At 40.7% G+C, this 24,871-nt stretch carries 31 protein-coding genes; 24 read left to right on the plus strand and 7 right to left on the minus strand.

What is annotated here, in order from left to right:
* Positions 1 to 24: 24 nt before the first annotated feature.
* Complete coding sequence (locus tag AB3N61_RS02200; RefSeq protein ID WP_232421000.1) at positions 25 to 1,191, plus strand: Acg family FMN-binding oxidoreductase; 1,167 nt, start codon at positions 25 to 27, stop codon at positions 1,189 to 1,191.
* Here AB3N61_RS02200 and AB3N61_RS02205 read toward each other — a convergent pair.
* Positions 1,152 to 1,352, minus strand: coding sequence for a hypothetical protein (locus tag AB3N61_RS02205; RefSeq protein WP_367898370.1), 201 nt, complete (start codon positions 1,350 to 1,352; stop codon positions 1,152 to 1,154). The genes AB3N61_RS02200 and AB3N61_RS02205 overlap by 40 nt on opposite strands.
* On the opposite strand from AB3N61_RS02205, the gene AB3N61_RS02210 reads away from it, so the two are divergent.
* Both AB3N61_RS02210 and ompL47 read left to right on the plus strand, forming a co-directional pair.
* Complete coding sequence (locus AB3N61_RS02210; protein ID WP_367898371.1) at positions 1,339 to 1,824, plus strand: hypothetical protein; 486 nt, start codon at positions 1,339 to 1,341, stop codon at positions 1,822 to 1,824. The two genes, AB3N61_RS02205 and AB3N61_RS02210, sit on opposite strands and share 14 nt — an antisense overlap.
* Before the next feature lie 129 nt (positions 1,825 to 1,953).
* A complete protein-coding gene (ompL47, locus tag AB3N61_RS02215) occupies positions 1,954 to 2,988 on the plus strand; it encodes a multi-beta-barrel domain surface protein OmpL47 (RefSeq protein WP_020769456.1) in 1,035 nt (344 codons plus the stop codon).
* Between the two features lie 70 nt (positions 2,989 to 3,058).
* On the opposite strand, the gene AB3N61_RS02220 is transcribed toward ompL47, so the two are convergent.
* Both AB3N61_RS02220 and AB3N61_RS02225 read right to left on the minus strand, forming a co-directional pair.
* Positions 3,059 to 4,198 (minus strand): hypothetical protein, encoded by a 1,140-nt coding sequence (locus AB3N61_RS02220; RefSeq protein ID WP_367898372.1) that lies wholly within the window; start codon positions 4,196 to 4,198, stop codon positions 3,059 to 3,061.
* 95 nt (positions 4,199 to 4,293) lie between these two features.
* Positions 4,294 to 5,193: a LysM peptidoglycan-binding domain-containing protein gene (locus tag AB3N61_RS02225; protein WP_020769613.1), complete on the minus strand. Its 900-nt coding sequence runs from the start codon at positions 5,191 to 5,193 to the stop codon at positions 4,294 to 4,296.
* Between the two features lie 176 nt (positions 5,194 to 5,369).
* On the opposite strand from AB3N61_RS02225, the gene AB3N61_RS02230 reads away from it, so the two are divergent.
* From AB3N61_RS02230 to AB3N61_RS02275, 10 genes are all read left to right on the plus strand, one after another.
* Positions 5,370 to 6,068 (plus strand): hypothetical protein, encoded by a 699-nt coding sequence (locus tag AB3N61_RS02230; protein WP_367898373.1) that lies wholly within the window; start codon positions 5,370 to 5,372, stop codon positions 6,066 to 6,068.
* Between the two features lie 56 nt (positions 6,069 to 6,124).
* Positions 6,125 to 6,973 (plus strand): hypothetical protein, encoded by an 849-nt coding sequence (locus tag AB3N61_RS02235; protein ID WP_367898374.1) that lies wholly within the window; start codon positions 6,125 to 6,127, stop codon positions 6,971 to 6,973.
* Positions 6,974 to 7,231: 258 nt separating this feature from the next.
* A complete protein-coding gene (locus AB3N61_RS02240; RefSeq protein ID WP_020769668.1) occupies positions 7,232 to 7,759 on the plus strand; it encodes an acyl-CoA thioesterase in 528 nt (175 codons plus the stop codon).
* Positions 7,760 to 7,801: 42 nt separating this feature from the next.
* Positions 7,802 to 8,290: a MarR family winged helix-turn-helix transcriptional regulator gene (locus AB3N61_RS02245; protein ID WP_367898375.1), complete on the plus strand. Its 489-nt coding sequence runs from the start codon at positions 7,802 to 7,804 to the stop codon at positions 8,288 to 8,290.
* 68 nt (positions 8,291 to 8,358) lie between these two features.
* On the plus strand, positions 8,359 to 8,757 hold the full coding sequence (locus AB3N61_RS02250; protein WP_020769468.1) for an MORN repeat protein: 399 nt from the start codon (positions 8,359 to 8,361) through the stop codon (positions 8,755 to 8,757).
* Positions 8,754 to 9,464, plus strand: a complete 711-nt coding sequence (gene bla / locus AB3N61_RS02255; RefSeq protein WP_036089565.1) for a subclass B1 metallo-beta-lactamase — start codon at positions 8,754 to 8,756, stop codon at positions 9,462 to 9,464. The genes AB3N61_RS02250 and bla overlap by 4 nt, the downstream gene beginning before the upstream one ends.
* A 69-nt stretch (positions 9,465 to 9,533) precedes the next feature.
* Positions 9,534 to 10,124: a glutathione S-transferase family protein gene (locus AB3N61_RS02260; RefSeq protein WP_367898376.1), complete on the plus strand. Its 591-nt coding sequence runs from the start codon at positions 9,534 to 9,536 to the stop codon at positions 10,122 to 10,124.
* A 134-nt stretch (positions 10,125 to 10,258) separates the two neighbouring features.
* On the plus strand, positions 10,259 to 10,792 hold the full coding sequence (locus AB3N61_RS02265; RefSeq protein WP_020769714.1) for a hypothetical protein: 534 nt from the start codon (positions 10,259 to 10,261) through the stop codon (positions 10,790 to 10,792).
* Between the two features lie 11 nt (positions 10,793 to 10,803).
* Positions 10,804 to 11,397: an RDD family protein gene (locus AB3N61_RS02270; RefSeq protein WP_367898377.1), complete on the plus strand. Its 594-nt coding sequence runs from the start codon at positions 10,804 to 10,806 to the stop codon at positions 11,395 to 11,397.
* 79 nt (positions 11,398 to 11,476) lie between these two features.
* Positions 11,477 to 12,235, plus strand: a complete 759-nt coding sequence (locus AB3N61_RS02275; protein WP_020769470.1) for an amidohydrolase family protein — start codon at positions 11,477 to 11,479, stop codon at positions 12,233 to 12,235.
* Between the two features lie 80 nt (positions 12,236 to 12,315).
* On the opposite strand, the gene AB3N61_RS02280 is transcribed toward AB3N61_RS02275, so the two are convergent.
* Positions 12,316 to 13,131, minus strand: coding sequence for an SDR family NAD(P)-dependent oxidoreductase (locus AB3N61_RS02280; protein WP_367898378.1), 816 nt, complete (start codon positions 13,129 to 13,131; stop codon positions 12,316 to 12,318).
* Positions 13,132 to 13,246: 115 nt separating this feature from the next.
* Here AB3N61_RS02280 and AB3N61_RS02285 point away from each other — a divergent pair, with 115 nt between their 5' ends.
* The 8 genes from AB3N61_RS02285 to AB3N61_RS02320 all read left to right on the plus strand — a co-directional run bounded on the left by AB3N61_RS02285 (position 13,247) and on the right by AB3N61_RS02320 (position 19,351).
* A complete protein-coding gene (locus tag AB3N61_RS02285) occupies positions 13,247 to 13,879 on the plus strand; it encodes a hypothetical protein (RefSeq protein ID WP_020769765.1) in 633 nt (210 codons plus the stop codon).
* A 74-nt stretch (positions 13,880 to 13,953) separates the two neighbouring features.
* Positions 13,954 to 14,700 carry a type I methionyl aminopeptidase gene (map, locus tag AB3N61_RS02290; RefSeq protein ID WP_020769623.1) on the plus strand — a complete coding sequence of 249 codons (747 nt, stop codon included), beginning with the start codon at positions 13,954 to 13,956 and terminating at the stop codon, positions 14,698 to 14,700.
* A 7-nt stretch (positions 14,701 to 14,707) separates the two neighbouring features.
* Positions 14,708 to 15,238: a hypothetical protein gene (locus AB3N61_RS02295; RefSeq protein WP_367898379.1), complete on the plus strand. Its 531-nt coding sequence runs from the start codon at positions 14,708 to 14,710 to the stop codon at positions 15,236 to 15,238.
* Between the two features lie 3 nt (positions 15,239 to 15,241).
* Positions 15,242 to 16,078 (plus strand): bile acid:sodium symporter family protein, encoded by an 837-nt coding sequence (locus AB3N61_RS02300; protein ID WP_020769707.1) that lies wholly within the window; start codon positions 15,242 to 15,244, stop codon positions 16,076 to 16,078.
* Positions 16,075 to 17,205 (plus strand): metallophosphoesterase, encoded by a 1,131-nt coding sequence (locus tag AB3N61_RS02305; RefSeq protein ID WP_020769508.1) that lies wholly within the window; start codon positions 16,075 to 16,077, stop codon positions 17,203 to 17,205. Before AB3N61_RS02300 ends, AB3N61_RS02305 begins: the two co-directional genes overlap by 4 nt.
* Before the next feature lie 28 nt (positions 17,206 to 17,233).
* Positions 17,234 to 18,289: a lipoprotein LipL41 gene (locus AB3N61_RS02310; protein WP_367898380.1), complete on the plus strand. Its 1,056-nt coding sequence runs from the start codon at positions 17,234 to 17,236 to the stop codon at positions 18,287 to 18,289.
* A 73-nt stretch (positions 18,290 to 18,362) separates the two neighbouring features.
* The gene (locus AB3N61_RS02315) at positions 18,363 to 18,716 is read left to right on the plus strand and encodes a type II toxin-antitoxin system MqsR family toxin (RefSeq protein ID WP_367898381.1); all 354 of its coding nucleotides are present in this window, start codon (positions 18,363 to 18,365) and stop codon (positions 18,714 to 18,716) included.
* Positions 18,717 to 18,733: 17 nt separating this feature from the next.
* Complete coding sequence (locus AB3N61_RS02320; RefSeq protein WP_367898382.1) at positions 18,734 to 19,351, plus strand: YgiT-type zinc finger protein; 618 nt, start codon at positions 18,734 to 18,736, stop codon at positions 19,349 to 19,351.
* Positions 19,352 to 19,378: 27 nt separating this feature from the next.
* On the opposite strand, the gene ftsZ is transcribed toward AB3N61_RS02320, so the two are convergent.
* Genes ftsZ through AB3N61_RS02335 form a run of 3 tightly spaced genes read right to left on the minus strand, consistent with a single transcriptional unit; the run spans position 19,379 to position 22,552 of the window.
* A complete protein-coding gene (ftsZ, locus tag AB3N61_RS02325; RefSeq protein ID WP_020769833.1) occupies positions 19,379 to 20,566 on the minus strand; it encodes a cell division protein FtsZ in 1,188 nt (395 codons plus the stop codon).
* A gap of 11 nt (positions 20,567 to 20,577) precedes the next feature.
* Positions 20,578 to 21,804: a cell division protein FtsA gene (gene ftsA / locus AB3N61_RS02330; protein WP_367898383.1), complete on the minus strand. Its 1,227-nt coding sequence runs from the start codon at positions 21,802 to 21,804 to the stop codon at positions 20,578 to 20,580.
* A 4-nt stretch (positions 21,805 to 21,808) separates the two neighbouring features.
* Positions 21,809 to 22,552 (minus strand): cell division protein FtsQ/DivIB, encoded by a 744-nt coding sequence (locus tag AB3N61_RS02335; RefSeq protein ID WP_036089567.1) that lies wholly within the window; start codon positions 22,550 to 22,552, stop codon positions 21,809 to 21,811.
* Positions 22,553 to 22,689: 137 nt separating this feature from the next.
* Here AB3N61_RS02335 and AB3N61_RS02340 point away from each other — a divergent pair, with 137 nt between their 5' ends.
* Genes AB3N61_RS02340 through AB3N61_RS02350 form a run of 3 tightly spaced genes read left to right on the plus strand, consistent with a single transcriptional unit; the run spans position 22,690 to position 24,870 of the window.
* Complete coding sequence (locus AB3N61_RS02340; RefSeq protein ID WP_367898384.1) at positions 22,690 to 23,502, plus strand: MlaD family protein; 813 nt, start codon at positions 22,690 to 22,692, stop codon at positions 23,500 to 23,502.
* A 43-nt stretch (positions 23,503 to 23,545) separates the two neighbouring features.
* Entirely contained in the window at positions 23,546 to 24,649 is a 1,104-nt protein-coding gene (locus AB3N61_RS02345) for a glycosyltransferase (RefSeq protein WP_020769747.1), read from the plus strand.
* Positions 24,646 to 24,870, plus strand: a complete 225-nt coding sequence (locus tag AB3N61_RS02350) for a flagellar FlbD family protein (protein ID WP_020769802.1) — start codon at positions 24,646 to 24,648, stop codon at positions 24,868 to 24,870. The genes AB3N61_RS02345 and AB3N61_RS02350 overlap by 4 nt, the downstream gene beginning before the upstream one ends.
* Position 24,871 lies beyond the last annotated feature (1 nt).

Consider the following 24,871-nt stretch of genomic DNA (forward strand, 5'->3'; position numbering starts at 1 on the left):
TTAGTTTTTTCGGCCATGGTTTCCATGAGTCGAAAAACGTTTCTGAAATCCGGTATTCGTTTCGGAATCTTTCTATCTGCTTCTCAAGTTTTACAGTATTGTAAAACTTCTCCTAATGATAGATATGATTACGAAAGAAAAAATCCTTTCGATCCCGAATTTCTTTCCGAAAATATCTCTCCCATTCTGAAAGCGATCCGTATCGGGATTACTGCTCCGAATCCACATAATGTTCAGCCTTGGAAATTCAAACTTATAGATGATTATTCTGCACTTTTGTATGTGGATGAAAAACGTTTATTAAAAGATACGGATCCAACGTATCGGCAAATCCATATTGGCCAAGGTACCTTTTTAGAGAACTTAAGTTTAGGAATTCAGATATTGGGATATTCTGCAGAAGTTTCTCTTTTTCCGGATGGAAAATATACGATTGCGGACATAGGCAAAAAACCGATCGCTAAAATCGTTCTGATCAAACGAGATGATCTGGTCCAAAATCCCCTATCGGAATTTATTTCGGAGAGATTAACTCGAAGAAGTATTTATGAAGGAGAAGATCTTACTTGGCAAGATTTTGAGAAGATTCGCAAAGACTCCGCAGTTTTGTATTCCGAACTGAAATTTGTTCCAAAAGCAGGATCAGAAAAATTGAGAAACCAATTGATCGCCGCTATGCAGGCGGAAACCGATACTTATAATACATACGAAGAATCCAGAATTTGGTTTCGTTATAATGACGAAGAGATCGGAAAATTTAAAGACGGCCTTTCCCTTAGAGCGACAGGAGTTTCCGGTTTGAAATATTACTTTGCTCGAAACTTTTTTTTAAAACCCGGAGCAGAAAGTTGGCATTCACCGGAAAATAAAAAAGCCGGGATGGATATGTTTACTTCTCAGGTAGAAAGTTCGAAAGGATTTATTTTTTTGAAAACGGATCATAACGAGATCATCGATTGGGTCCAGGCGGGAAGAGATTACCTTCGTCTTCAATTGGCTGCGACTAAAAACGGATTTTCTCTTCATCCATTGAGCCAAATACTACAAGAATATTCTGAAATGGATCTTCTCAGAAAAGAATTCGAAGCTAGTTTAAAACCTGGAGAAAAGATCCAAATGTTGGTTCGCTTGGGAAAAAGTGATTATCACTATTATAGTCCCAGAAGAGATCCGAAAGATTTTATCGTATAAACGACTCGATGCGGATAAAGTTCAAATTCGGAAAGTCTGAATAAATTAAAAACTTCCTTGGCTGAAAAAGTGATCACATTTTTATATTCTTTTAAAAATTTGGAATATAATAATGCGATCGCTTTAAAGGAACTTTTGTCGAAATAAATGAATATACTCAAAAAAATTCTGTTCTGGTCCGGGGATCTTCTATTCCTACTCATTCCAATATGTATCGTTTTAGCAGAAACCGGAACCTGTACTCAAGGTGATGATAGTATTTTTCTTTTATTCACCCAGGTGTCTTTCGCAGTTTCTATGTTATGCCTTTTTTTAGTATGGTACGGAACTCCGTCCGGAGGATTGGTGGGACAGGCGCTTGTTACTTTTCCATTTTTGATCTGTTTGTATTTTTATCTAGCTTATATTCCCGTTTATTTCGTATATTCTACATTACAAAATCAGGATTTATGTGTAGTGATCGTTTCTGATCTGACTTTATATAACACCGCTAATGTGGTCCAGAGTGGGACCACAAGTTTGTTTTCAAAAACCTACGCTATTTTAATGTTATTACCAGTTTTGGGCAGTTTTTTACCGGTTTATAAATTTTGGAAAGCTGGGTCCTTCTCCCAAAAGGAAAAGAAGAAGTAGATAATTTTCTCCGTCAAGGTGACGAAATTTAGTCGGAATTTTTTCTAAATTCTCACGAAGAAATGGAAAGATTCCGTGGATTTTTTATCGTCAAACAGTGATAACACTAATTTTCCAATGGAGAAAAGAATGAATCGCAATCCCTTATGGGTCCCTCTGGCAACTTTGCTAGTCTCCAGCGCTATTCTCGCTCAAACTTCACCAAGCACAACCGCTCCTAAGTCCACTATTCCTAAGGCGGAGACTACGAAACCGTCCGCTACAGATAGAGAATCGTCTTCCGGAGAAAAACCGGATCTATATATCAATTCCCAATCTTCCTTCGAGTTTAACTCCAAGGATGAAGGCTCCACTGTGGATTACATCGAATATAAGATTGGATCGGGCGATTATAATAAATACGTTTCTTCTATTACATTGGTCAAGGAAGGTCTGACTAAGATCACGTATAGGGCGGTGGATAAGGCGGGAAACAAAGAGCCTGAAAAACATTTTAACGTTTTAGTCGATAATACTCCTCCTTCTACAAAGATCACTCCGAGTGCCGCACTTGTAGTTCATGAGAATACGAACTATGCCACAAAGGGTTTGACTTACTCTATTACCGCTCAGGATAACTTGGCCGGAGTTCAGGATATCAAAATTTCAATCAACGGCTCAGAGCCAAAAGTGTATGACGGTAAACCGATACAGTTAGAAAAAGCAGGAGTGAATACTATTAAGTTTTCTGCAACCGATAAGTCCGGAAACTCTTCTACCGATTCCGTTTTGGCAGTAACGGTAGATCAAGAAAAACCTTTAGTAGAACTTTTCGGGTCTGCACTTGTGACCGTAAAAGATAAAATTTTCGTAAAAAGCGGGAATACTTTTACCATCAAGGCTTCCGACACATTATCAGGAATTAAACAGATCTTCTATAAATTGGATTCTGGAGAATGGAAAGCGTATTCTGATCCCGTTTCCGTAGAAGCACAAGGGAATCATACGATCGAAGCTAAATCAGTGGATTCGGTAGGTAACGAAAGTGAGGTCAAAAAGATCGCTTTTATAGTAGATACCACTCCTCCTGAAACTAAGATCCAAAAAGTGGATAACAAACCGAGCTCTCCTGTTCCGGCAGCTAAGCCTACAAGTTCTTCCAATTCACCAAGCACAGAAAATTAGAAACCGCCAAAAGGGATCTGCTAATAAAGCAGGTCCCTTCTTCTTTTTCTCTTAATAAAAATCTAATAAACTAATTTTCCTGGAGTTCGGATCCGGTCTTTTGCCAGTTCGGCTTTAATACGTTCACTTTGATCTTGTACTCCGCTTGGTTTCCAACTCTGTCCGAAGTATAAACCGTAACCGTATGAATTCCCTTATTGAATCCTATCGGATTTTGATATGGTAGAACCGCGGTATCGTCTATCTTATATTCCAATTTGAAAATCCCTGATCCGGTTCCCGGATCTTCGCAACGGATCGTGATCAACCCGTTTTCCTTTAAATAATAGATACCGTCTTCTCGGAGTTTACCTTCCGACGGAGCAAATACGCATACTGGATGTTTTGCATCTATCAATAAGGGTATCTCCGATTGGATATAATTTCCCGCCTTATCATTTGCTTCCCAACGAAGAATAGAAAGACCATCTATACCTAGGGAAGATATTTTGATCGGCTTCTTAGCTTCCTCTCCGGATAGAGTTAGATTTACTTCCGCTCCGCTTCCGTCTCTTGCGGTAAGGTTGATAGTGATCTCTTCCAATCCGGAACCTTCTTCAGTAACTTGTAATGTAAGTTCCGCTCCGGATTTGATCTCTATCAGACCAGATTGCCCCTTTTTCTCTCCGATTAAACGGACCTGGGGGGCAGTGGTGTCTTTCAGATACTTTGTCTTTTTAGGCGTTTCTTTATTTCCTAATATATCTTCTGAATAAAATTCCACCTCGTTCCAACCTTCTTGGGAAAGGGAAATGGAACCTTCATACTTTTGCCATTCGCCTCCGTTCACTCTATAATAAGTTGAGACAGGAACTTGTTTTTGAGAATTTGGAGATCCCATCGAATTGGAAGAAGGTCCGCCGGTTTTAGGATCGCCGAGCGAGATCCGTAATTCCTCGGAAGAAGCAACGACTGTAGAAGGTCTTTCCACCTTAACTTTCGGAGCCGCGGCGAATTTTTCCGATAAGGAAATGATAGGAGAAGAAACTCCTCTTACCCCGTCCACATTGATCCCGACTACACGCACGTAAAATTTGGAATCTTGTGAATTAAATTCGTAACGGAAGTTTTTGGTCTTATAAAAATGGTGGACTCTTAAAAATTCCCGGTCTTCCGAAAGTTCGATCAGATAACTTTCGGCTCCTTGGCTGGGTTTCCAACGAAGGCTCACCCGTTGTTGTTCGGAAAACGTTTCTCCCGGGAGAAAAAGCAGAAAAGATAATAAAAATGAAAATTTTAATTTTATAATATTCTGATCCAGAATTCTCACTCTAACTCAACCTTCTCGGGAAGTTTTTCCGGTTTGGAAGGAGCCTGTCCTTTGACCACGGTAGTACCGAATCCCGCTGGGACTGCTACCGTTTTTCCTTCCGCAGAGACTTCTAATTCTCCTTTGTAACATCCCACCATAGTGTTCTCCGGATCAGGAGCGTTTACGTATAATTCTGTTCCTCTCACTCCGACTACCGCTGTAGGAGTTACAACCATAAATTTGCGGGTATCGTCACCCGGTTTTTTAGGAGGGACCTTGGCTTCCAGATAGCCTGACTTGAGTTCCAGAATCCCTCCATCTTTATTCAGTTTGTATTCTGAAATGGATTCCGAACTTGTTTTTACGATCTTAGTTAAGGTTTTTTCTCTTAACTCTACTACGGTTCCGTTTTTAGTGAAGATAATTTTGGAAGAAGAGGCTTGCCCTGTCTGAATCCAATCGTCCATATTCAATAACTGGTCCTTGGAAAGTTTGGACCAGCTTGCAGGAAGTCCTGTCGGAGTAAAATCTCTGGAGAATTGAACTTGGCCTTTTTGGAAATCTGCGACTGCCACAGGACCTGCATTCGGTTTGATAATTTCTCCGGTTGCAGAGATGGTATCTTTTCTTAAGAACCCAGGGATCAAAAGTGTAGTTCCTTCTCTAATCAAGGAAGGATTTGGAATTTCATTATATTTTAATAATTCTTTCCAGTTTCTCGGATCTTGTAGGAATTCCTTAGCGATCTTGGATAAGGTATCATTCTTTTTTACCTTGTATTCGAAAACGTCTTCTTGAACTCCTTTTTTAGGTTCTGCGAGTAAACCGATCAAAGAAACGGAAATGAGTAAGATTGCAAAAATATGAAAAAGTTTGGATCGAGAGATCGAAAAAGGGAAATTCTGGAAGGCCATAGATTATCCTGGAAACTAGTTCTATTCTATCATTAGAAGAGAATCTTTTGGGAATTCCAACAAAATACGCTGCTTAGGTGAAAAAGGAGATGCAAGAATCAGGCGGAATTTCGTGGAAAATGATTGCCTAATTTTCCGAAAATCCAATGATTTGAGCCTCATTTCGGATATCGTAAATGTCTCCTCATCTTCCACCATTTGTTCCCATTGTTTTCGGTTCTACGGTATTTGCCATTTTGGGATATTTTTTCTCTCTTGTACTAGGCTCTCGAAAAAATTGGATCGGTTCTTCTTTAATCCTATTAGCGTTGGCTGTCTGGCTTTTGTTGCAAGCTGTCTTAAGTTGGTCCGGATTTTATTTGGTAACGGACTCTTTTCCTCCCAGATTTTTTTGTATGGTGGTTCCTCCGATCTTGTTCTTAGTTTTACTTTTTATTTTTCCGTCTAGCAGGGCTTGGATGGACCAGATCCCAGGGGAGAATTTACTCTACTTACATCTGGCAAGGATACCCGTGGAGCTTGTTTTATACTGGCTGGCAATGTACGGTTTGGTGCCCGTCAATATGACGTTTGCAGGTTGGAATTTCGATATTCTAATCGGATTAACCGCACCGATCGCGGCCTATTTCATTTTAAATAAACCTACTTCTTCTAAAAATTGGATTTTGTTTTGGAATCTAATTGGCCTTTTATTTTTATTGAATATAGTGATCCTGGGGATCTTATCCGCACCGGGGCCATTTCAAAAATTGTCCTTTGATATACCGAACAGAGCGATTCTCCAATTTCCATACGTATGGCTGCCTTCTTTTATAGTTCCTTCCGTTCTATTCGCTCATTTTGTTTCCATTCGAAGAAGAATTGTCGCAGAATAACTTTGTATCTTACTTTCGGAAAATCATATTCTAAAATAGTAATTTCTATTATTTGCATGTTCCTGTTTGGTTCTTGTTTTCCGGATATGGTCCGCAAAAAAAGAACTGAGAACGAATGGTTTAAATTAGAGAAGGTTTATTACAAAACGGAACCTAGGAAAATCGAGATCTTTCTAAAAGGTACCGTAAAAAATCCGTCTTTAGCGAGTTTGGAAGCATTCGAATTAAATGAAAATTCTTCCGATACTTTATTGTTTCAGCACGAAAAACCGCTTACAGTAGGCTCTGTTCTTTTAAGATTTAATGTAGAAGTTCCGGAGAACAAGGATTGGATCCGAAAAGTCGGGACCACTCGTAAATGGATAGCAATCGTTTTAAAAAACGATAATGGACAGATCACTCATCTGCAAACTGAAATTTCTATCCACGAATCGGATAAGAAACAATTTAGAAAAGATCTTTCTTTGGAGGCCGAAGGAGAGTTCATTCGTTTGGACGGAAGAGAATGGAAATTGGTTTCCGATGTGGATAGGATGGATCAGGCATTATTGCAATATATTCCTAAACAGGAGTCTCTATTGTTTTGGAGCGAGATGCTTTCCATTCATATTTATAAGGTGAGAGTCTCTTCCCCTACTGAAATTTATTCGCTGTTGGAATCCGGTAAGAAGAAAGAATGTCCGAATATTCTTTGGAGCCTGGAATCGGAGAAATCCGGAAAAATTTCTTATTCTTGGGAACATTCCGGTTGTGGTAAACAACCTACTTCTTCTCAGGTTTCCAAATTGTACAGAGGAGAATTCGGAATTTATAATATTCGTTACGATAAAAGAGGGAAAATAGGGCCGGAAGATAAAACACACTGGTCCGAATTGTTGGATCGCCTACCTTCAAAGTTGGACTGAAATTTTTAGATCATACCGCGAGGGATCGAGCCGGGGTCAAAAAATCGCGGAAGAGATTTTTTGACCGGAGGTGAGAGCCCGGTCCGAGCAAATCAAGGACGCGGCCAAGGCTAAAAAATACGGTCTTTTGTTGGAATTCCAACATATCGAAAGGGGATTTTTTGCCTTGACCAAGATCCGGAGAAGTCCAAATGATGTAATTACACATGTGTAATTACATATATGCAAGTGCACATTAATTCTCTTAGGAGATTCTGTATGGAATTGACGATAGGTAAACCGGTGCTTTCCCCTTATAGTTTTGCAAGGATACGTTTTCAGGATTGTGATCCTTTCGGCCATTTGAATAATGCAAGGTATATGGATTACTTTTTGGAGGCTCGTTCGGAGCAGTTGAGAGAGACCGCTAATTTCGATTTTTATGAATACGGTTCTAGTTCGGGTAAATCCTGGGTGGTGAGTAAGGTGGAGACCCAATATTTGGAGCCGGTCAAACAGAATGACGTTGTGAAAATAGTGACTCGTTTGATCAGACTGACTCCGGCCACGATCCATAATGAATACTTACTTCTAGATAAGGAAGGAAATCGTTTGAAGGCCGTTTTGAGAGCTCAGTTCTCCTTTATTGATCTTCAAAAAGGGCGTCCCGTTCGTCATGACCAAGAGATGATGTCTTTTTTAGGGAACTTCTTATTTGATGAGCCCGGTTTGGAAGATGGTTCTTTCGAAGATAGGGTAAAACAGTTGCGAAAACAAGTATCGGAGGGAAAATATTCCCAAGACTGATAGTCTTTTTTATCTTTTATGTCCAAGAAGTCTCAAAACACTATGGCTCGGAAGTCCGAAAAATTTCCGAGCAAAGCGGATATGCTTAGCGCAGGTTTAAGTTGTGTGAACTTCAATCTGCGCAGGGCCTCTCGGGCGGTCACTCAATTTTACGATAGAGAATTGGAGAAAGCGGGTCTTACTTCTCAAAGATTCAGTTTATTGCATACTCTTGGCGCCACTGACGGTCTTGCCCTTGCCGAATTAGCGGACCTTCTTGTTTTAGATAGAACAACTTTGATCCGTAACTTGACACCTTTGGAAGAATTAGGCTATGTCGCGGATGTTCCTTCCGAAAACAAAAGGGCTCGAAAGGTGATCTTAACCCAAAAAGGGTTGGAAGCTTTGAGGGTCGCTTATCCGATCTGGGAAGAGGCTCAGGCAGCGGTTACCGAGGCGATGGGGGAGGACGATCTCAAAAGATTGCTGAAAAGGTTAAACTCGATCGTTCGCAAAAGGAATTTTAAAGAATTTTCCAAATCGGAAGATTGAAATCCGATGTTATTAGTTTATTTTTCCATATTATGGAATCCTAACATTCGAATCGGTTTCTGAGGTCAATGAATAAGAACTTTTATCCTATCCTGATCATCCCCGTTGTACTGTTTTTCGCGTATTACTTCTTTTCTCCTAGTTGTGTTTCAGGCGATTGTAAAAACGGGACCGGGACCAAGATCATGTCCGGATCGTATCGTTATGACGGTAGTTTCCAAAATGGTCTAGCTCATGGAAAAGGCAAACTTATATTAGGAGGAGTGGAGTCTTACGACGGGGAATGGGATCGGGGAAATAAAGAAGGCAAAGGCACTTATAAATATGCGGATGGTACCGTTTACGAAGGTGAATGGAAAATGAATAAAAGGAACGGCTTCGGTAAATTATCCGATCCGGAAGGGAATCCGATTTTCGAAGGGCAATGGAAAGACGATATCCAGGTTCTGGCCAAAAATCCAAAATGAAATATATTAGTTTTTTCTTAATTCTATTTTCTGTTTCGATTTACGGAGAAGGACCTAAGCTCCTGGTTTCTCAGATCGGTAAAAATATTTACGTACACACTTCTTATAAACTTCTAAAAGACGGTTATTTTCCTTCTAACGGACTTTTGATCGAAACGGGAGAAGGTGTCGTTCTCGTGGATACTGCCTGGGGAGAAGAACAAACCTTCGAACTCTTGGATTGGATCTCTAATAATCTGAAAAAGCCGGTGATTGCCGTCATTATTACCCATTTCCATGAGGATAGAGCGGGTGGGATAGATATATTAAAAAAACAAAATATTCCCTCTTATGCCGGGAAAAGAACTATTTCTATTTTGAAAGAGGAAGGTGAATCTGTTCCGGAAAAAGTCCTAAAAGACAAGGATCTATTGGTATTCGGTAAAACTAAAATTGAGACTTTTTTCCCCGGCGCAGGTCATTCTAAGGATAATTTGGTCGTCTGGCTTCCCGGATCTCGAATTTTATTCGGGGGTTGTTTGGTAAAAAGTGTCGAAGCGGATGATATCGGTAACACTAAGGACGCGGATCTCAAAGAATGGCCCAAAACCATTCGTAAGTTGGAGAAGATGTTTCCGAAAATTTCTATCATAGTTCCTGGACATCAAGCTTGGGGCGGAAGAGAGAGTTTGAAACGTACCTTGGAGTTGTTGGGAGTTTCGAAATAAATTTTTTCATTGCGGTTCCTAACTTAACATTTAGGTTCGTTGGAATTTAAATTATTTAGGCGATCACAGATGAAAGTTTATGGTACTTCCGTTTCCGGGAACTGTTATAAAATTAAACTATTGCTTCATTTATTGAAAATCCCTTATGAATGGATCGAGACCGACACCAGAAAGGGCGAGACCAGGACTCCGGAATTTCTTCTTAAAAATCCCGTAGGGAAAGTACCTCTCTTGGAATTGGACTCCGGGGATTTTCTTTCCGAGTCGAACGCGATCTTATACTTCTTAGCTAATGAAAGTAGTTTCTTTCCGGAAGATCTTTTAGTCCAATCTAGAATATTACAATGGATGTTCTTTGAACAATATAGTCACGAGCCATATATTGCCGTTAATCGCTGGTTGATCCATTTTCAAAATAAAAAGGATGACCCAAGGATCCCTGGAAATCATACGAAAGGATTGGAGGCTCTTAAGATCATGGATGATCATCTTGTTAAGAATCAATATTTCGGCTTTGAGAAGCCGAGCATTGCTGATATTTCCCTCTTTGCATATACACATGTGGCGGAAGAAGGTCATTTTCCTGTTTCGGATTTTCCGAACTTATGCTCTTGGATAAAAAGGGTCAGAGAGCTCCGGGATTTTATTCCGATATACTAAGGATTTATATTGAAAAGTGTACGTTTCAAGACGGGGAGAAGCGTGAGTATGCTTTTCTAAATTCTCCTTGATTCCTTACTTTTGGTTTCCATATTCTACCGTTAAGATTCGGCCGATCCGATCCCGGCGAAAAAATGACGAAATACCCTCTTTCTAAGATTTATCTAACGTGCGGAATCGCGGTTATTGTTATTGTTTTCGGGATTTTTCTATATTCTTTCCTCCGGAACGGTTCGGGTGTTCCGGTCTTTACGGATCGTTTCGAGTTTAAGAACCTAACAAGGGCAGAGGCGGAGAAGTTTGGGGTCTTAGGTATTCCCAATGGTGTAACGAATTACTTTATCAAACGTTGCGGTTATAAAGAATCTTGGGTGGTTTATTCCAAATATAAGGTAGAAAGTTCCGAGTTCAGGAAGTCGCTCTTGGAACGATTCAAAAACCATCCAGGGTTGAACCGCAGATTCGATTCTTATCCAAAGGATTGGCCTGAAAATTTTGATCAGGGAAATTGTAAACCGGACTGGTGGGAACCTTGTCCCAATGGATTTTGGGCGGAAATTTTCAAGGATATCCCTGTTGTATCTCATAAAGACAAAGACGGGTTTTATCTTTGCGAAAGCGGCAAGGAACTTAGATGGTTCGTTTTTCATTTTAGAAATATCCTATAACTATCTCGCAGATGAAGAGTATATTCAAAAAAATTGATATTGAAGAAAGACATTTGGTTTACGCAAGTTTGAGCAGGCGGGTTTATGCTCAATTCCTGGATTTTTTGATCTTATGTCCTGTTTTAATCCCGCAAGTCCTTGTTTTTTATTACCATAATAAAATGGTATACGCGGTGTTTCCGTTCTATACCGCCTTACATTCCCTCCTGTATATAGGGTATAGATTCGTGATGCACGCCTTATTCGGTAGGACGTTTGGTAAGGCCTTTGCGGGGATAATCGTTACCGATTCGAACAAAGGGCGTTTAGGTTGGGGTAGATCTTTTATCAGGATCTTGCCCGAACTTGCTTTGTCATTAGTAACTATCGTGAGTGCAGTGTATGATTCTAGGATTTTCATGGAACACCAGGCTGAAATGGAAGGTCTGCCATTGGCAGGCGTTCATAGGATCTTGAATAAATGGAATCCTTTGGATAATTTTACCTTTTGGGATTCGATCGTATATTATGGGATTTCGTTGATTTATATCTTCTTTTCTCACAAAAGGACGGCATTACACGACCTTTTTGCAGGGACCAGGGTATTTCGTTATAGAGCGGAATGACGATATATGGCCGAATAATGAAATAAATTTCCTTTCTACAATCTCTTGACTCATATTCCGTAAATGTTATACTACAAAAATGCGGATCTTCGATTCTCACTTCCATATCATAGATCCAAGATTTCCTTTGGTGCCAAATCACGGTTTTTTGCCCGAACCCTTTACGGTTTCGGACTATAATAAACAAGCGGATTGGCTCAGGATCAAAGGAGGTGCAGTCGTTTCCGGTTCTTTTCAGGCGTTCGATCAGACTTACTTATTGGATGCGCTTTCCGTATTAGGAAAAAATTATGTAGGTGTGACCCAGCTTCCTGCAAACACTAAGGATTCCGAAATTTTATCTCTTCATAAATCGGGAGTGAGGGCAGTACGATTTAACGTAAGAAGGGGGGGGTCTGAGGAAATTTCCAAGATCAAGGAGATGGGAGCCCGAGTCTATGATATAGCCGGTTGGCATGTGGAATTGTATATTGATGCCAAAGAGATCGACGAATTTTTGGAAGAAGTCTTATTGTCCCTACCTAAGGTTTCAATAGATCATTTAGGATTATCTAAACAAGGATTTTCCACTACTTTAAGATTGGTGGAGAAAGGAGTAAGAGTCAAGGCTACAGGTTTCGGACGGACCAATATGGATATAAGATCGGCCCTAGCGGATATTTCAGATATCAATCCGGATGCCCTGATGTTCGGGACGGATCTTCCTTCCACTCGTTCTCCTGCTCCTTTTACCGAAGAGGATCTACATCTCGTAACGGAAACTTTCGATGGAGAATTATTACAAAAAGTATTATATACGAATGCTCTAGAGTTTTACGGCGTAAACGTAAAAGTATAAGAGCCCGTCCCAAAAGATCAGGCTCTTGAAGTCCGCGACTTGGTATTGAACGATAACCTATATTTGGGGTAGACTGTAATTTATTCTTTTTTAAAGATCCGATCCGCTATCCTTTTAACGATCCAAGAGGGAAATATTTTCGTAGAATAATAATGTGCCTGATTCATAAATCCCGGGACGGATCTTTTGGTCTCGTTTTGGATCGCGTTAAATGCAACCTTGGCCACATCTTTCGGATCCATCGCGATAGAGTAGGCAAGATTTCCTAACGATCCCTTTTTGTTTTCTTTATGAATTCCTGCTACGGAAAGAAAGTTTGTCTTAGTGGTTCCCGGATATAAGATCCCAAGTTTGACCCTATAAGGAGAAAGTTCCGCAGCCAATGCTTCCGAAAAACTAACCACATACGCTTTGCTAGCTGCATAAGCCGCCATATAGGATAGAGGCTGCAAAGAAGCTGTAGATGCAACGTTCAATATAAAACCGTTTTTACGTTCGATCATTCTTTTAGAAAATTCGTTGGAAAGTCTGGTAACTGCATTCACGTTTAGTAAAAGCATGGAATCCACTTTTTCCGGAGAAAGTTCCCAGGATTTTCCCCAAAGCCCGAATCCCGCATTATTGACCAGGACATCTACTTCTAAATTCAGTTTGGAGATCCATTTTAGAATTTTAGGAATACTTTCTGTTTGAGTTAGATCCGCTTCTAAGGTTTCTAATTTTCCGGAAGGGTTTACGTCTTTGCATTCTTTATGCAGAAGTTTTAATTCTTCTTTGGAAATGCTGACCACTAGTACTTGATAACCTTGTTTGTATAATAGGAGAGAAAGTTCTTTACCAATTCCGGAAGAACCTCCGGTAATGAGCGCTGTTTTTTGATTGATGTTCGTTTTCATTTAATTTCCTTTTCGATTTCGCAATAGATCCCCTAAGTTCTGAAATCTGTCAAAGCCTTTCAAAACCTGAAAAATCTAGCTTGCTCCATGGAAAAAGGAACTTAGAGTTTCCGGAATGTCTCCTTTATTCCAACCGTTAAAAACATATTTGGATGCAAAACTTTCTTTGGTCGATAAGATCACTAAGGAAAGAAAGGCGGTACTTTCTTCGTTGGCGGATTCTATTCTCCAATCTTTTGAGAACAAACAAAAAGCGAATTTAGTATTTATATGCACTCATAATTCGAGAAGGAGCCAGATCGCTCAGGCATTCGCAGCAAGCATTCCTCATTATTTTGATTTTCCCGGGATCAAATCTTTTTCCGGGGGAACGAGTATCACCGAGCTACATCCGAATGTAGTAAACGTTTTAGGAAATTGCGGATTTCGTTTGGAGAACCAAGGCCCCCCTCGCAATCCTAAATATTCAATTTGGTGGGCGGATGGGACTCCTGCTTTAACCGCTTATTCCAAAAAATTCCAAGATGCTCCGAATCCTGTCTCCGAGTTCATTGCGGTTTTGGTTTGTTCCCAAGCGGATGAATCCTGCCCCTATGTTCCGGGAGCGGAAGCAAGGATCTCTCTTCCATTCGAAGATCCTAAAATTGCTGACGATTCCGAAAATCCGTTAGAGAAATATATGCAAACTTGCGATCAGATCTCTTCCGAACTTCTTTATACTTTCCGGGAAGTAAAACGGAAACTTTGAGATTCTTTAGGTTCTTGTAGGAATTCCTATATTTATAGTTTGCCAGATCGTTTCTCTCTGTAGAATTAATATTTATGACGGTTCGTAATGAAGAAGATCTGAAAGCATTAAAAAGAGTAGGCAGAATTACTGCCGAGACTTTGGTCAAGATGAGAGAAGCTGCTAAGCCGGGGATCAGCACCAAAGAACTGGACCGTATCGCTCATTCTTATTTCTCTAAGTTCGGAGCGAAAAGTGCTCCCCAACTCATGTACAAATTTCCCGGTAACACATGTATCAGCTTGAATACTGAGATTGCTCATGGAATTCCAAACGATCGTATTTTGAAAGAAGGGGACCTATTGAATCTAGATGTTTCTTTGGAATTAAACGGGTATTTTGCAGACACCGGTTATACTTTAATAGTTGGTCAAGATGAGAAAGGTTTAACCAAATTATTGGATGTCTCTTCAGAAGCGTTAAAACGTGCTCTTTCGGGAGTAAGAACGGGACAAAAACTGAACTCTATCGGCAAAACCATAGAGAATACTGCAAAGAGGAATGGATACAAGGTGATCCGGACCTTATGCGGACATGGAGTGGGAAAATCTCTCCACGAAGAACCATTCAATATTTGTAATTATTACGAGCCTAGAGATAAGCGAATTTTAAGATCGGGGCAGGTCATCGCGGTGGAAACTTTCGTTTCAACCGGAGCCGAAGATTTTGTAGAAGGATCGGATGGATGGACTTTAAAAACTCCTGACGGTTCGTTTACTGCTCAGTTTGAACATTCAGTAGTTGTTACGGACTTCGGACCTATTATACTTACAGCGGCATAAAAAACAGATGATTACCATAATTTTGAACGTAATACCTATCCTGATCTTCATTCTAGTATTTGCTCTTTCTATTTGGGATAGAAAGCAGAAAGAAACTTTTTCCAAAAAAAATTTCGGTTCCTTCTTCCCGGCTATTTTGTCCGGAGAATTAAAGTCGGATTTGAATTCGGCCTCTTCTCAATTCGGCAAAGCAGGATATGTTGTCCAAGCAGTAGGGGAAAAACTTCTGTTTCAAAACGCTTCTCAATTGGCAAAACATAGAAATTGGTTATGGTCTTTCGGTTATGCCGAGAAGGCGGAGAACGGCTCCATCCAATATAAATTGTTCATTAATATAGGTTCTGTGATGACTGTTCCTGCGGCCTTATTCGTGGTAGTGTTCTATGGTATGCTAGTGCAGAATAATATTCCACAAGAACAGGTTTCTATAGCCCCTTACTTTTTCTTAGGATTCGCATTTTTTTTCGCGATTTCCAGTTTTATCTCCCAAACGATTAAAGAGAGAAGTTTCCTTAAAAAAATTCTCTCACAAAATTAAAAAATGTTAATACGAATCGCACTCATTCTTCTGTCCCTTTCTTCTATGTACGGTTTGGGACTAAGGATAGAAAAAAAAGAGCTGGGTTCCTGGGCTAAATTTGTTCCGATCCTTATATTCGCATTCTTTTGGAATTTCGTGATACTTCCTGTTTTCGTTTTTTTTGCCGGAAAATTTTTGGGCGTTTCCGAACTTACCTTTACGGCAATTTTTCTTTGTGCTGCTTCTCCGGGGGGAGCTTCAGGAGGGCTGTTCGTATTAAGGGCAAAGGGCAATCCTGCGTTAGGCGGAATCCTGATTGCACTATTGAACGGGGCAAATACGGTCCTCACACCCTTAATCTTTTCCATTTACCAAGGCGATTCCGGATTCAACTTCGATCTGTTCTTAAAACTTTTTTTGATTGGGACTTTTTTGCAGGGATTGCCCTTACTTTTAGGATTTTTGAGTAAATACTTCTTCCCTAAAATTTTCGATCCGATTGCTCCTTGGGTAGAAAGATTCAGCACTTTCTGTTTGGTATTATCGATCTTACTCTTGATCTTTCAGTACGGAGAATATGCGCTAAGCCTGGGTTGGCTGGTGTGGATCGCTGCCTGCGTAGCTGTCTGTTTTTCCCTCCTTCCTGGGATCTTTTTATTGAATTCCACCCAGGAAGTCAAAGCTTCCTTGTCTATGGTTTCCGCGATCAGAAGTTTATCCTTGGCCCTACTTCTTGCGGAACTTCATATCAAACAAAGTGAGACCTTACTTACTATTCTTATGTACGGGACTGTAATGTATTTATTGAGTGCAATTGCAGCTGAATTTTGGAATGGAAAGAAGAAGATCCAAATATGAATTTTTATTTAAATGTATATTCGAAAACCAATTTCAAAATAGATGTTCTTGTAATCATTACTTTTACCGTATTTCTCCTCGTATTCTTACTGGATAAGAGGAGGTTTATTTTTTCTAAAGAATGGGAGCTTTCCTTTTATAAAAGAATTCTAATTCTTACATTGATCTATTTGGCTCTTGCGTCTACTGTTCCCTTCTTTTTGGATATAAGTTCTTTTATCCGGGTCAGGATCGCTTGGACTGTTTTGACAATTGCACTTCCCATATTAGGTCTTGTGCATTTTGTATTTTCCAAAAGAATTATTTTCTTATTCGTTTCTATTTCCTTAGTTTTTATCAAATTTTATTCAGAAGTATGGGAGCCGAATTTTCTAGATGTGGAACGTATTCGAATCCAATCGGAGAAGATACATTCTCCCATAAAGATTGTACATATTTCGGATCTACAGACGGACGATATTCGAGATCTACATTTGGAAGTTAGGGAAGAAGCGAATCGTTTTCAACCCGATCTTATTTTGTTTACGGGAGATGTGATGAATCATTCCTCCTTGTATCCGATCGTAACTTCATATTTAAAAGAATTCAAAAGTAATAATGGATTCTATTTTGTTACCGGAGATGTGGATCATATCTTACGCCATACCGATTTTTATTCTAAATCCGGATCCGTTCTTTTGGATCGTAAATCTAAAGTTCTCCGGATCGGAAAAAATAAGATCGGTTTGATCGGATTAGGTTTGCCGGATTACAGGAACAAAACTTTGATCTGGAGTTTGAAAAGAGAGATCCCGGAAGATATTTATTCTATTATGATCAGCCATTATCCTGATTCCGTTTTGCACCAACCGAATGAAAAAGTGGATCTGATTTTGGCGGGACATACGCATGGCGGACAGGTGCAAGTCCCGTTTTTTGGACCTATTTTAACTCTTTCCAGAGTTCCTCGCCATATAGCAGCCGGCGGTTTGAACACGTATGAAAATACGGATATTATAGTCAGTAGAGGTTTAGGGGCAGAAGGTCATGTGGCTCCAAGAATTCGATTCGGTGCAAGACCTCATTTGATTTTGTTGGAGCTTCTACCAGCAAATTCCGCAAAAGAAACCGTAAAAAACGGGATCTAAAATTTATTGAGAAAAGGTCCGATCCGATATGCGGCTAACGTCAGTCCTTCTATTCTGTTTGCTTGCGTTTTTTATCACCTGCCAATCCGTAACCGTAGAATATCCTATGTATCCTTCCACAAAAGAGGGAAGGGACTTAAAACAATTCTTAAACGGGGTGAAGACAGTCGCATTTTCTCTGGAACCTATGAATTCCGAAATCTGGATCCACGAAAGTAATCGTTCTTTCGTGTTGTTGGTTCCTAGGAAATTGTATGAAAGTATATCTAAAGATTCTTATTTTAAAGTTTTAGACCTGAAAGATAGACCGGATGTTCTGGAAGAAAAAGATCTTTCGATAGAAGGGATACAAAAGAACAGGAAGAAGATCGGAGAAGTTTTGGACGTGGATGCAGTCTTATATGTTTCCGTCAGAGAACCCGAGTCCCAATGTTATGTAGAGAGAAAAATGGATTATCTTGCTCTTGGAATGGCTGTTCTTAGGGTAGCTGCCGCAGGAAAGGATAGAAACAGGCAATTGAGTCGAGCAGCGGCTTCTCTGGTTGAGGATCCGATCATAAAACCTACAGGTGTTCGAAAAGTTTTTATTCCTATAGAAGCGAATTTGATCCGGATAGATTCCGGAGAGATGATGAAAACCGTCATCAGTAAACCTTCTATCATATATAACGGTGTGGGAGACGTTAGTTGTCCTAGTATACTTCCTTCTCTTTCCACTGCGTTAGATGAATCTATTTCCGAAATTCAAAGAAAACTTTCTCCAAGAGTCGAATCGGAAGATATTTCGATTTTTACGGAAGACGAAAATCCGGAAGTAGAAGCGCTTCTTTTGGAAGGATACGAAGAGATTACCGGAGAAAATCCGAATTTCCAAAGAGCTAAGATCGCTTGGGAAAAAGCGGATCAAAAGGCAAAAGGAAAATCTTGGGCAGCGAAAGCGAATTTAGCTACGTATTATTTTTCGGAAGGGGATTACCAAAAGGCGATCAAATTTTACGATGAAGCCATCCGTTTAGGCGGCCCGGAAGATGATTATCTAAAAGAGCTGAAGGAATTGATGGCGCCTCCTCCGGTCCCGGAATAAAAATTCTAGTAAAAGTATGAAAAAATATTATTTATTTCTATGATTTTGTCATGTCCAATTGGTATATTGGCGTGTGAGTGAAATTGAAAAGAATTTTCAAGCACCGTACTTTGAACTAAATCAAATTAAAGAAGTTCTTTCTAAGTGGGAAGAGTATTTCAGAATCACGAATAGAGCCTTAATCGATGCGTCTAGTTTGTTTGATTTGGACATAGATAAAATCAAGGAAGTTATTCTATCACTTGAAGATAGCGAATTTCAATTTGGACATTTGACTGAGAAGACAAAAGGAAAAAACGGATTGGCTTTCGACGTATATAGAAAGAAAATTCAGGGCGCGCACTTTGACGCGTATATTAAATTAAGCTTGGATGACCGGGGATTTGCAGTAATCGCACAGATCATTTCCTTTCATGAGTATAAGTGAGATGGAGAAGAAGATAAATGAGGGATAAATTATTTAAAGATTGTCCGGTATGCGGTACGATTGGTTCTATGGAAAATAGAATTTCGCAGTCCTTAAAAATTTCGAGTCCTAGAACAGGACCTTTCACAGTGCGTGGATTGAGCGGTCAATATTGTAAGGTTTGTGGAGAAGGTTTTTTGGATATTAAATCTATAAAAATCCTGAAAATTTCTCGGGCTAGAAAAATAGCAGAAGCTGATTCTCTAATTACCCCCGCCGCTAAAATTTTATCTATTGAAAGTATAGCTCAAAAAACGGGTATTAAAAAGCAGAATCTTTTTACTATGATCCATGAAGGCGCTTTACCATATGTAATTGATGGAGAAGGTAAGGAGCGTGCTACTTTGGAGACTTTAAAGGCCGCTATTCTTTATAAGAAAAAACGGGCCGTTAAAGTAAGAGCAAATATAGGTAAAAGAATTAAAATAGGAGTCCTTAAAGCAAATTCAGGAAAGACTTTATTAAAAGAGCCCAGCGGAAATTTTAACGTACTTTCTAAATCGAATTATGTTCGAAGTTCGGAAAATAAGAACCCTATAAGTTCTTCTAAAAAAAAGTCAGTCCCCTCTAAAAAATCAGGTTCGGCCAAAAAATAGTCCGAAGTAAACTTTTAAGAAAAATAATTACCCTCTTCCTTTTTCTCCTCTTCGTAAGAAAGCGGGAATATCATAATCTTCTTTCATGTTTCCGGAAGGATTTTTAGACTTAAGAGTCCTGTATGCTTCCGGATCATTGCTGATCCTTTCCGGTTCGGTTTTAAAAGTCGGACGCGGCTCTTCCATTTCAGGAAGCCCTACCACTTTTCTTTGAGGTTGGGATTGTGACTTAGGAACAGATCCGATTCCTGCAGCTCTCTTATTAAACCCGGTTGCGATCACAGTGATACGAATCCTTTTTTCCAAATCAGCGTCTTCCGTCAAACCGATGATGATATTTGCGTTAGGATCCACTTGAGAAGTGATGATCTGAGATACTTCGTTCCAATCGGAAATTGTAAGATCGGTTCCTCCTGTAACATTGATCAAAAGAGAAGTTGCTCCTGCAATAGAACGAGAATCCAATAATGCATTATCGATGGCAAAGTTCACGGCTTCTGAGACTTTGTTTTCTCCGTAACCTTCTCCTACTCCCATGACCGCGTCGCCGGTATCTCTCATGATCGCTTTTACATCCGCGAAGTCCACATTGATGATACCCGGATTATTAACGATATCGCTAATCCCTCTCACCGCATTCAAAAGAATGTCGTCTATCACTCTGAATGCTTGGTCGATCGGAGTATCTCTTTCCACTACTTGGAAGATGGACTCATTATTCACTAAAATTAAAGTATCAACGTAAGAGCGAAGTTGTTCCACTCCTCTTTTGGCGAGTTCCATTCTTCTTTTTCCTTCGAAAGAAAAAGGGATCGTAACCACTCCGACAACTAGACATTTTTGCTCTTTTGCGATCTTTGCAACGATCGGTGCGGCCCCTGTTCCGGTTCCGCCTCCCATTCCGGCGGTTACAAAAACCATATCCGCACCTTGGATCACGGATGCGATCTTTTCTCTGTCTTCTTCTGCAGCTCTTGCGCCTAGTTCAGGGTCGCCACCGGCACCCATTCCTCTTGTAGTCTTGGAACCTAATGCGATCTTATTTTCTATCTCGGAACGTTTTAATACCTGTTCGTCGGTATTCATGATGACATATTCCACGCCTCTCAGGCTGGAATTTGCCATTCTAGCGACTGCATTCATTCCGCCGCCGCCGATCCCTAAAACTTTAATAATTGCAGGGTTTGATCTATCTTCTTCTTCGAAACGTAACATGGTTCACTTCCTTAGAGGTTTTCCTCTATCCATCTCCGAATTTTTTTCCCCCAGGTTTCGCTTCTATCCTGGGATTTTCTTTCCATGTCCCCTAATCTGGAGGCGTATTTAATAAGCCCTACTGCAGTGGCGAATTCAGGAGAAGATACTTTATCCGAAAGTCCGGAAAGACCCGCAGGTCTTGCGCGGGTTACCGTTAGACGAAATACGTCTTCTGCCAGACTTTCTATTCCTTCCAGCAGGCTTCCTCCTCCTGTGAGGATAACTCCTCCGGCAAGAAAGGATTTTTTTCCGGACTTGACGAGTTCCGCATCGACCATCTCAAAAATTTCTCTCATACGAGGTTCGATTACATGGACTAATTCTTCCCTCAGAACGGTTCTCGCAGGTCTTCCGCTGATAGGAGGGATCTCCACTGTTTCCGTAGGATCTATTTCTTCTAAAGAACAATGACCGAATCTTTTTTTCACAAGTTCTGCGGTTTCAATCGTGGTTTTTAAGCCGATGGAAAGATCGGAAGTCACATTATAACCGCCGAACGGGATCACGGAAGAATAGGCAATCCCTCCGTCCACATAAACGATCAGATCGCAGATACCTGCGCCTATATCCAGGACCGCTGTTCCCAGATCTTTTTCTCCGGAGGTTAAAACAGCATCGGAAGAAGCCAAACTGGAAAGGACCCTCGTCTCCTCCGCAAGGCCGGCTGCTTCAATACATTTTTCTAAATTATGAAGTGCTGTTAGACCTGCCGTGACTATATGTACTTCCGCTTCTAATCGTACTCCTGTCATTCCGATCGGGTCTTTGATGGAAGTTTGATCGTCTACGGAAAATTCTTTGGAAAGAACGTGTAAAATTTCCTGGTCCGCGGGAACTCGGACCGCTTGTGCGGCTTCTATCACTCTGACTATATCCGGCTCGGTCACCACTCTATCCCTATTGGTGATGGCAACCACTCCTTTGGAATTGTCCGCACGAACGGATTTGCCGGTAACATTTACCACAACATAACCGATCTCTTGGCCGCACATGAGTTCCGCTTCGCTCACTGCTTCTATGATGGAACGAGTAGTCGCTTCTATATTGATGATGGAACCGTTCTTGATCCCGGAAGAAGGGAACATCCCTGTTCCGATAATTTCAGTTTCGTATTCGGAGATAGGGCGTCCTACCACCACTTTTGTAAGTGCTGATCCCAGATCCAGAGAGACTATGATTCTTTCAGAAGATTCCATATTCTTAATGGTAGACCGCGTCTTCTCCCCGTATGTCCACTAGTTTGGGGCGGACTTTTTCTTTTTCAAGATATGCTAATACAGCGTATAACTTTCTGACCTGTTCCGTTTGGAATAATGTCCCTACCTGCACACGAACCGGAAGAGGAGTGTCTGCGTAGACAAAAATTTCTCCGTCTTCATGTAAGGATACTTCGGAGATCCTGGACTTCAGAGCGGGATAAGAACGAAATGCGTTCTCCACGGAAGTGTGAAGGTCCTTGAATGCTGCGCCTACCACTTCTCCTTTTTCTCTGGAGAATGTCCCGGAAAGAATTGTAAGTCCTTGGCTTCTTACATCATCCATGGAAAGGATCTTAAGTTCGGGATCTATCTCGAAAAGATGACCGTCGGAGTTCACGAGGTAATTCGGTTTTCTTTCGGTGATCTCTACGAGCAATTGGTCGTCCGTTTTTTTTTCCAAGTGAGCGGATTTGATTCTGGGATGTGAGGTAAGTCGGTGTTCCATTTGGCCGAGGTCGTAATTTTCGAAAGAGGTTCCCGGTTGGATACCCATGATCTGAACTATTTCTTCCGTTCTAAGAGTTTCGTGTCCTGTCAGTATGAGTTTATTCAACTCCTGGGGAAGGGAACCCCTTCTAAATCCCCAGCCTAAAGTGCTAGCCAATAGAAAGAGGAAGGCCAGAAGCCACCAACTCGTTCTTTTTTGAACGGATTCTTTCAAAAAGTCAATTATATTATGTCTCATAGGCGTTTGGAGAGGGTTTTTTCTTCCTTTCCCTTAGAATTATCGGGAATTTCTCTAAAAATTAGCCCATCTATTTTTGATTTGTTAGGGATTTAGTTGATCCGAATCCAAAGCCGAAGTTTCTAATAGAAGAAAGTATGAAATTCCCGATCCCTTCTCCCATACATCTAGGTTTCGTTTTCTTTTGTGCTTTTTTTGTTCTTCTTTACCAATCGGTGATCGAAAGATCCGGTTCCGAAGAAGATTATCCTTATACTTTAAAAATTTATTATCCAAAGTCCCAAGGTATACGCCCTGGAACTCCGGTCAGTATTTTAGGACTGGAAAGAGGGATCGTAAGAGAAGTGGATGTGGTTGGGATCGAAGAAGTTCCCGACAAAAGATTTTTGGATAAGAACAGGACAAAGGCGGTAGAGATCACGATCCGCCTAGCTGAACCTATCACACTGTATTCAAATTACGATATAAGTTTTAGGACTGCTACCGTACTTTCCGGAAGGACCATCGACATCAATCCTGGAAACGCTGAGGAAGATTCCAAGCAGGCGTTTTTTAAACCTACATACAAGGAAGAAGACGGTTTTCGTCCAGACTTCGCTCCTTCCGCCAGATACTATGACGACTTTTTTGCGGCTTCCACCGGCGTGATCCGAGAGAATAAAGAAGATATCAATCTGCTATTCGGGAACTTAAAAGAGATCTCTTACAAACTCAACGGAACTAGCGGATCGGTCCCTAGGTTTATCAACGATATAGATACGTACGACAACCTAGCCGAAACTTTGACGGACATGAGAATTTTAGGAGATGATGCCAGAAGGTACGTGGAAGGATACCGTAAGATGGAAAGAAGTGCACCTATTCCATTCTCCATTAATCTGTACAGAAGGACCACTTTGATTGGGGACATTTCCAGCGATTTCTATCTGGACCGACTTAAACCTCCTTGAAAAGACAAGGACAAACTAAGCCGTCCTGCCGATCCTAGTATCTATGAAAGTCGCAGTGATCCATGATTGGCTGAACGGAATGAGGGGTGGAGAGATCGTACTCGATTCCATCCTGAAAGTATTTCCGGATGCCGATCTATTTACCCTTTTTTATGAAAAAGGAAAATTAAACGAAAGGATCGAAAACAGAAGGATCATAACCGCATTCACCGATAGGCTCCCTTTCAAGTCCAAATACCGTTGGTATCTTCCTTTATTTCCGACCGCAATCGAATCCTTGGATCTTCGAGGGTATGATCTGATAGTATCTTCTTCTCATTGTGTTGCAAAAGGTGTGATCCCCGATCCTGATGCGATCCATATTAGTTATGTACATTCTCCAATGAGATACGTTTGGGATTTGTACTATGATTATTTTCCCGCCAGAAGCGGATTGAAGTTTTTTGCCTTCCAATTTGTTTCCAATTATCTTCGTACCTGGGACTCCGTTTCTTCCAATAGAGTGGATTCTTTTTTATGCAACTCGGAATTCGTTTCCAGAAGGATCCAAAAGTTTTATAGAAGGAATTCCAAGGTAGTTTATCCTCCTTGTTTGCCAAAAGGGTTTAAGGTTAAAACTGAGAAGAAGGAAAATTTCGATCTGATCGTTTCCGCATTTGCTCCATATAAACGGATCGATTTGGCAATAGAGGCATACAGAAAGAACGGGAGACCTCTAAAAATTTTAGGAAGCGGCCAAGAATATAAGAAACTCGTAAAAGAACTTCCGCCGAATGTGGAGATCTTGCCTCATAGGCCAAGGAATGAAGTGCAAGAGTATATGGCCAAGGCCAAAACATTCATTTTTCCCGGAATGGAAGATTTCGGGATCGCACCGGTTGAAGCGCAAGGCTATTGTACCCCTGTTTTGGCATTTGGAAAGGGAGGAGCCTTAGAGACGGTGGTCTCCGGAAAGACCGGGCTATTCTTCCGAGAGCAAACGGTCGAAGCATTGAACGCTAGCTTAGAGGAATCCGACCGAAAAGAATGGAAATCCAAGGACTTTCAGGCCTCGGTAAACCGTTTTACGGAGGAAAAATTCATCATCCAAATCCAAAAGACGGTCGAGACTATAAACAAGAACTCTGGAAAAAGGAGGGGCGTTTGATTACTTTACATAGATTGAAAGGAAATGAATTCGTTCTAAACGCCTCTCATATAGAATGTATCGAGGCCAATCCGGATACAACGATCACTTTGTCTAATGATAGAAAATATGTGGTCCAAGAAAGTATACCTGAAGTGATCGAAAAAATTTTGGAGTTCAAAAAACGAGTGCTGGTGTTTCCTTTTGGTTCCGCGCCGGATCAATTTAAGAGGGCAGATTAAA

Source organism: Leptospira sp. WS58.C1, from assembly GCF_040833995.1.
GTDB lineage: Bacteria > Spirochaetota > Leptospiria > Leptospirales > Leptospiraceae > Leptospira_B > Leptospira_B cinconiae.

Coding starts and splice junctions, on each gene's coding strand:
- AB3N61_RS02345 (WP_020769747.1), top strand. CDS start 23,546: ATGAAAGTCGCAGTGATCCATGATTGGCTGAACGGAATGAGGGGTGGA.
- AB3N61_RS02245 (WP_367898375.1), top strand. CDS start 7,802: ATGGCTCGGAAGTCCGAAAAATTTCCGAGCAAAGCGGATATGCTTAGC.
- AB3N61_RS02340 (WP_367898384.1), top strand. CDS start 22,690: ATGAAATTCCCGATCCCTTCTCCCATACATCTAGGTTTCGTTTTCTTT.
- AB3N61_RS02250 (WP_020769468.1), top strand. CDS start 8,359: ATGAATAAGAACTTTTATCCTATCCTGATCATCCCCGTTGTACTGTTT.
- AB3N61_RS02240 (WP_020769668.1), top strand. CDS start 7,232: ATGGAATTGACGATAGGTAAACCGGTGCTTTCCCCTTATAGTTTTGCA.
- AB3N61_RS02320 (WP_367898382.1), top strand. CDS start 18,734: ATGAGGGATAAATTATTTAAAGATTGTCCGGTATGCGGTACGATTGGT.
- ompL47 (WP_020769456.1), top strand. CDS start 1,954: ATGAATCGCAATCCCTTATGGGTCCCTCTGGCAACTTTGCTAGTCTCC.
- AB3N61_RS02295 (WP_367898379.1), top strand. CDS start 14,708: ATGATTACCATAATTTTGAACGTAATACCTATCCTGATCTTCATTCTA.
- AB3N61_RS02335 (WP_036089567.1), bottom strand. CDS start 22,552: ATGAGACATAATATAATTGACTTTTTGAAAGAATCCGTTCAAAAAAGA.
- AB3N61_RS02235 (WP_367898374.1), top strand. CDS start 6,125: ATGTTCCTGTTTGGTTCTTGTTTTCCGGATATGGTCCGCAAAAAAAGA.
- ftsZ (WP_020769833.1), bottom strand. CDS start 20,566: ATGTTACGTTTCGAAGAAGAAGATAGATCAAACCCTGCAATTATTAAA.
- AB3N61_RS02210 (WP_367898371.1), top strand. CDS start 1,339: ATGAATATACTCAAAAAAATTCTGTTCTGGTCCGGGGATCTTCTATTC.
- AB3N61_RS02225 (WP_020769613.1), bottom strand. CDS start 5,193: ATGGCCTTCCAGAATTTCCCTTTTTCGATCTCTCGATCCAAACTTTTT.
- AB3N61_RS02230 (WP_367898373.1), top strand. CDS start 5,370: ATGTCTCCTCATCTTCCACCATTTGTTCCCATTGTTTTCGGTTCTACG.
- ftsA (WP_367898383.1), bottom strand. CDS start 21,804: ATGGAATCTTCTGAAAGAATCATAGTCTCTCTGGATCTGGGATCAGCA.
- map (WP_020769623.1), top strand. CDS start 13,954: ATGACGGTTCGTAATGAAGAAGATCTGAAAGCATTAAAAAGAGTAGGC.
- AB3N61_RS02305 (WP_020769508.1), top strand. CDS start 16,075: ATGAATTTTTATTTAAATGTATATTCGAAAACCAATTTCAAAATAGAT.
- AB3N61_RS02260 (WP_367898376.1), top strand. CDS start 9,534: ATGAAAGTTTATGGTACTTCCGTTTCCGGGAACTGTTATAAAATTAAA.
- AB3N61_RS02300 (WP_020769707.1), top strand. CDS start 15,242: ATGTTAATACGAATCGCACTCATTCTTCTGTCCCTTTCTTCTATGTAC.
- bla (WP_036089565.1), top strand. CDS start 8,754: ATGAAATATATTAGTTTTTTCTTAATTCTATTTTCTGTTTCGATTTAC.
- AB3N61_RS02275 (WP_020769470.1), top strand. CDS start 11,477: ATGCGGATCTTCGATTCTCACTTCCATATCATAGATCCAAGATTTCCT.
- AB3N61_RS02200 (WP_232421000.1), top strand. CDS start 25: ATGAGTCGAAAAACGTTTCTGAAATCCGGTATTCGTTTCGGAATCTTT.
- AB3N61_RS02280 (WP_367898378.1), bottom strand. CDS start 13,131: ATGAAAACGAACATCAATCAAAAAACAGCGCTCATTACCGGAGGTTCT.
- AB3N61_RS02285 (WP_020769765.1), top strand. CDS start 13,247: ATGTCTCCTTTATTCCAACCGTTAAAAACATATTTGGATGCAAAACTT.
- AB3N61_RS02310 (WP_367898380.1), top strand. CDS start 17,234: ATGCGGCTAACGTCAGTCCTTCTATTCTGTTTGCTTGCGTTTTTTATC.
- AB3N61_RS02265 (WP_020769714.1), top strand. CDS start 10,259: ATGACGAAATACCCTCTTTCTAAGATTTATCTAACGTGCGGAATCGCG.
- AB3N61_RS02270 (WP_367898377.1), top strand. CDS start 10,804: ATGAAGAGTATATTCAAAAAAATTGATATTGAAGAAAGACATTTGGTT.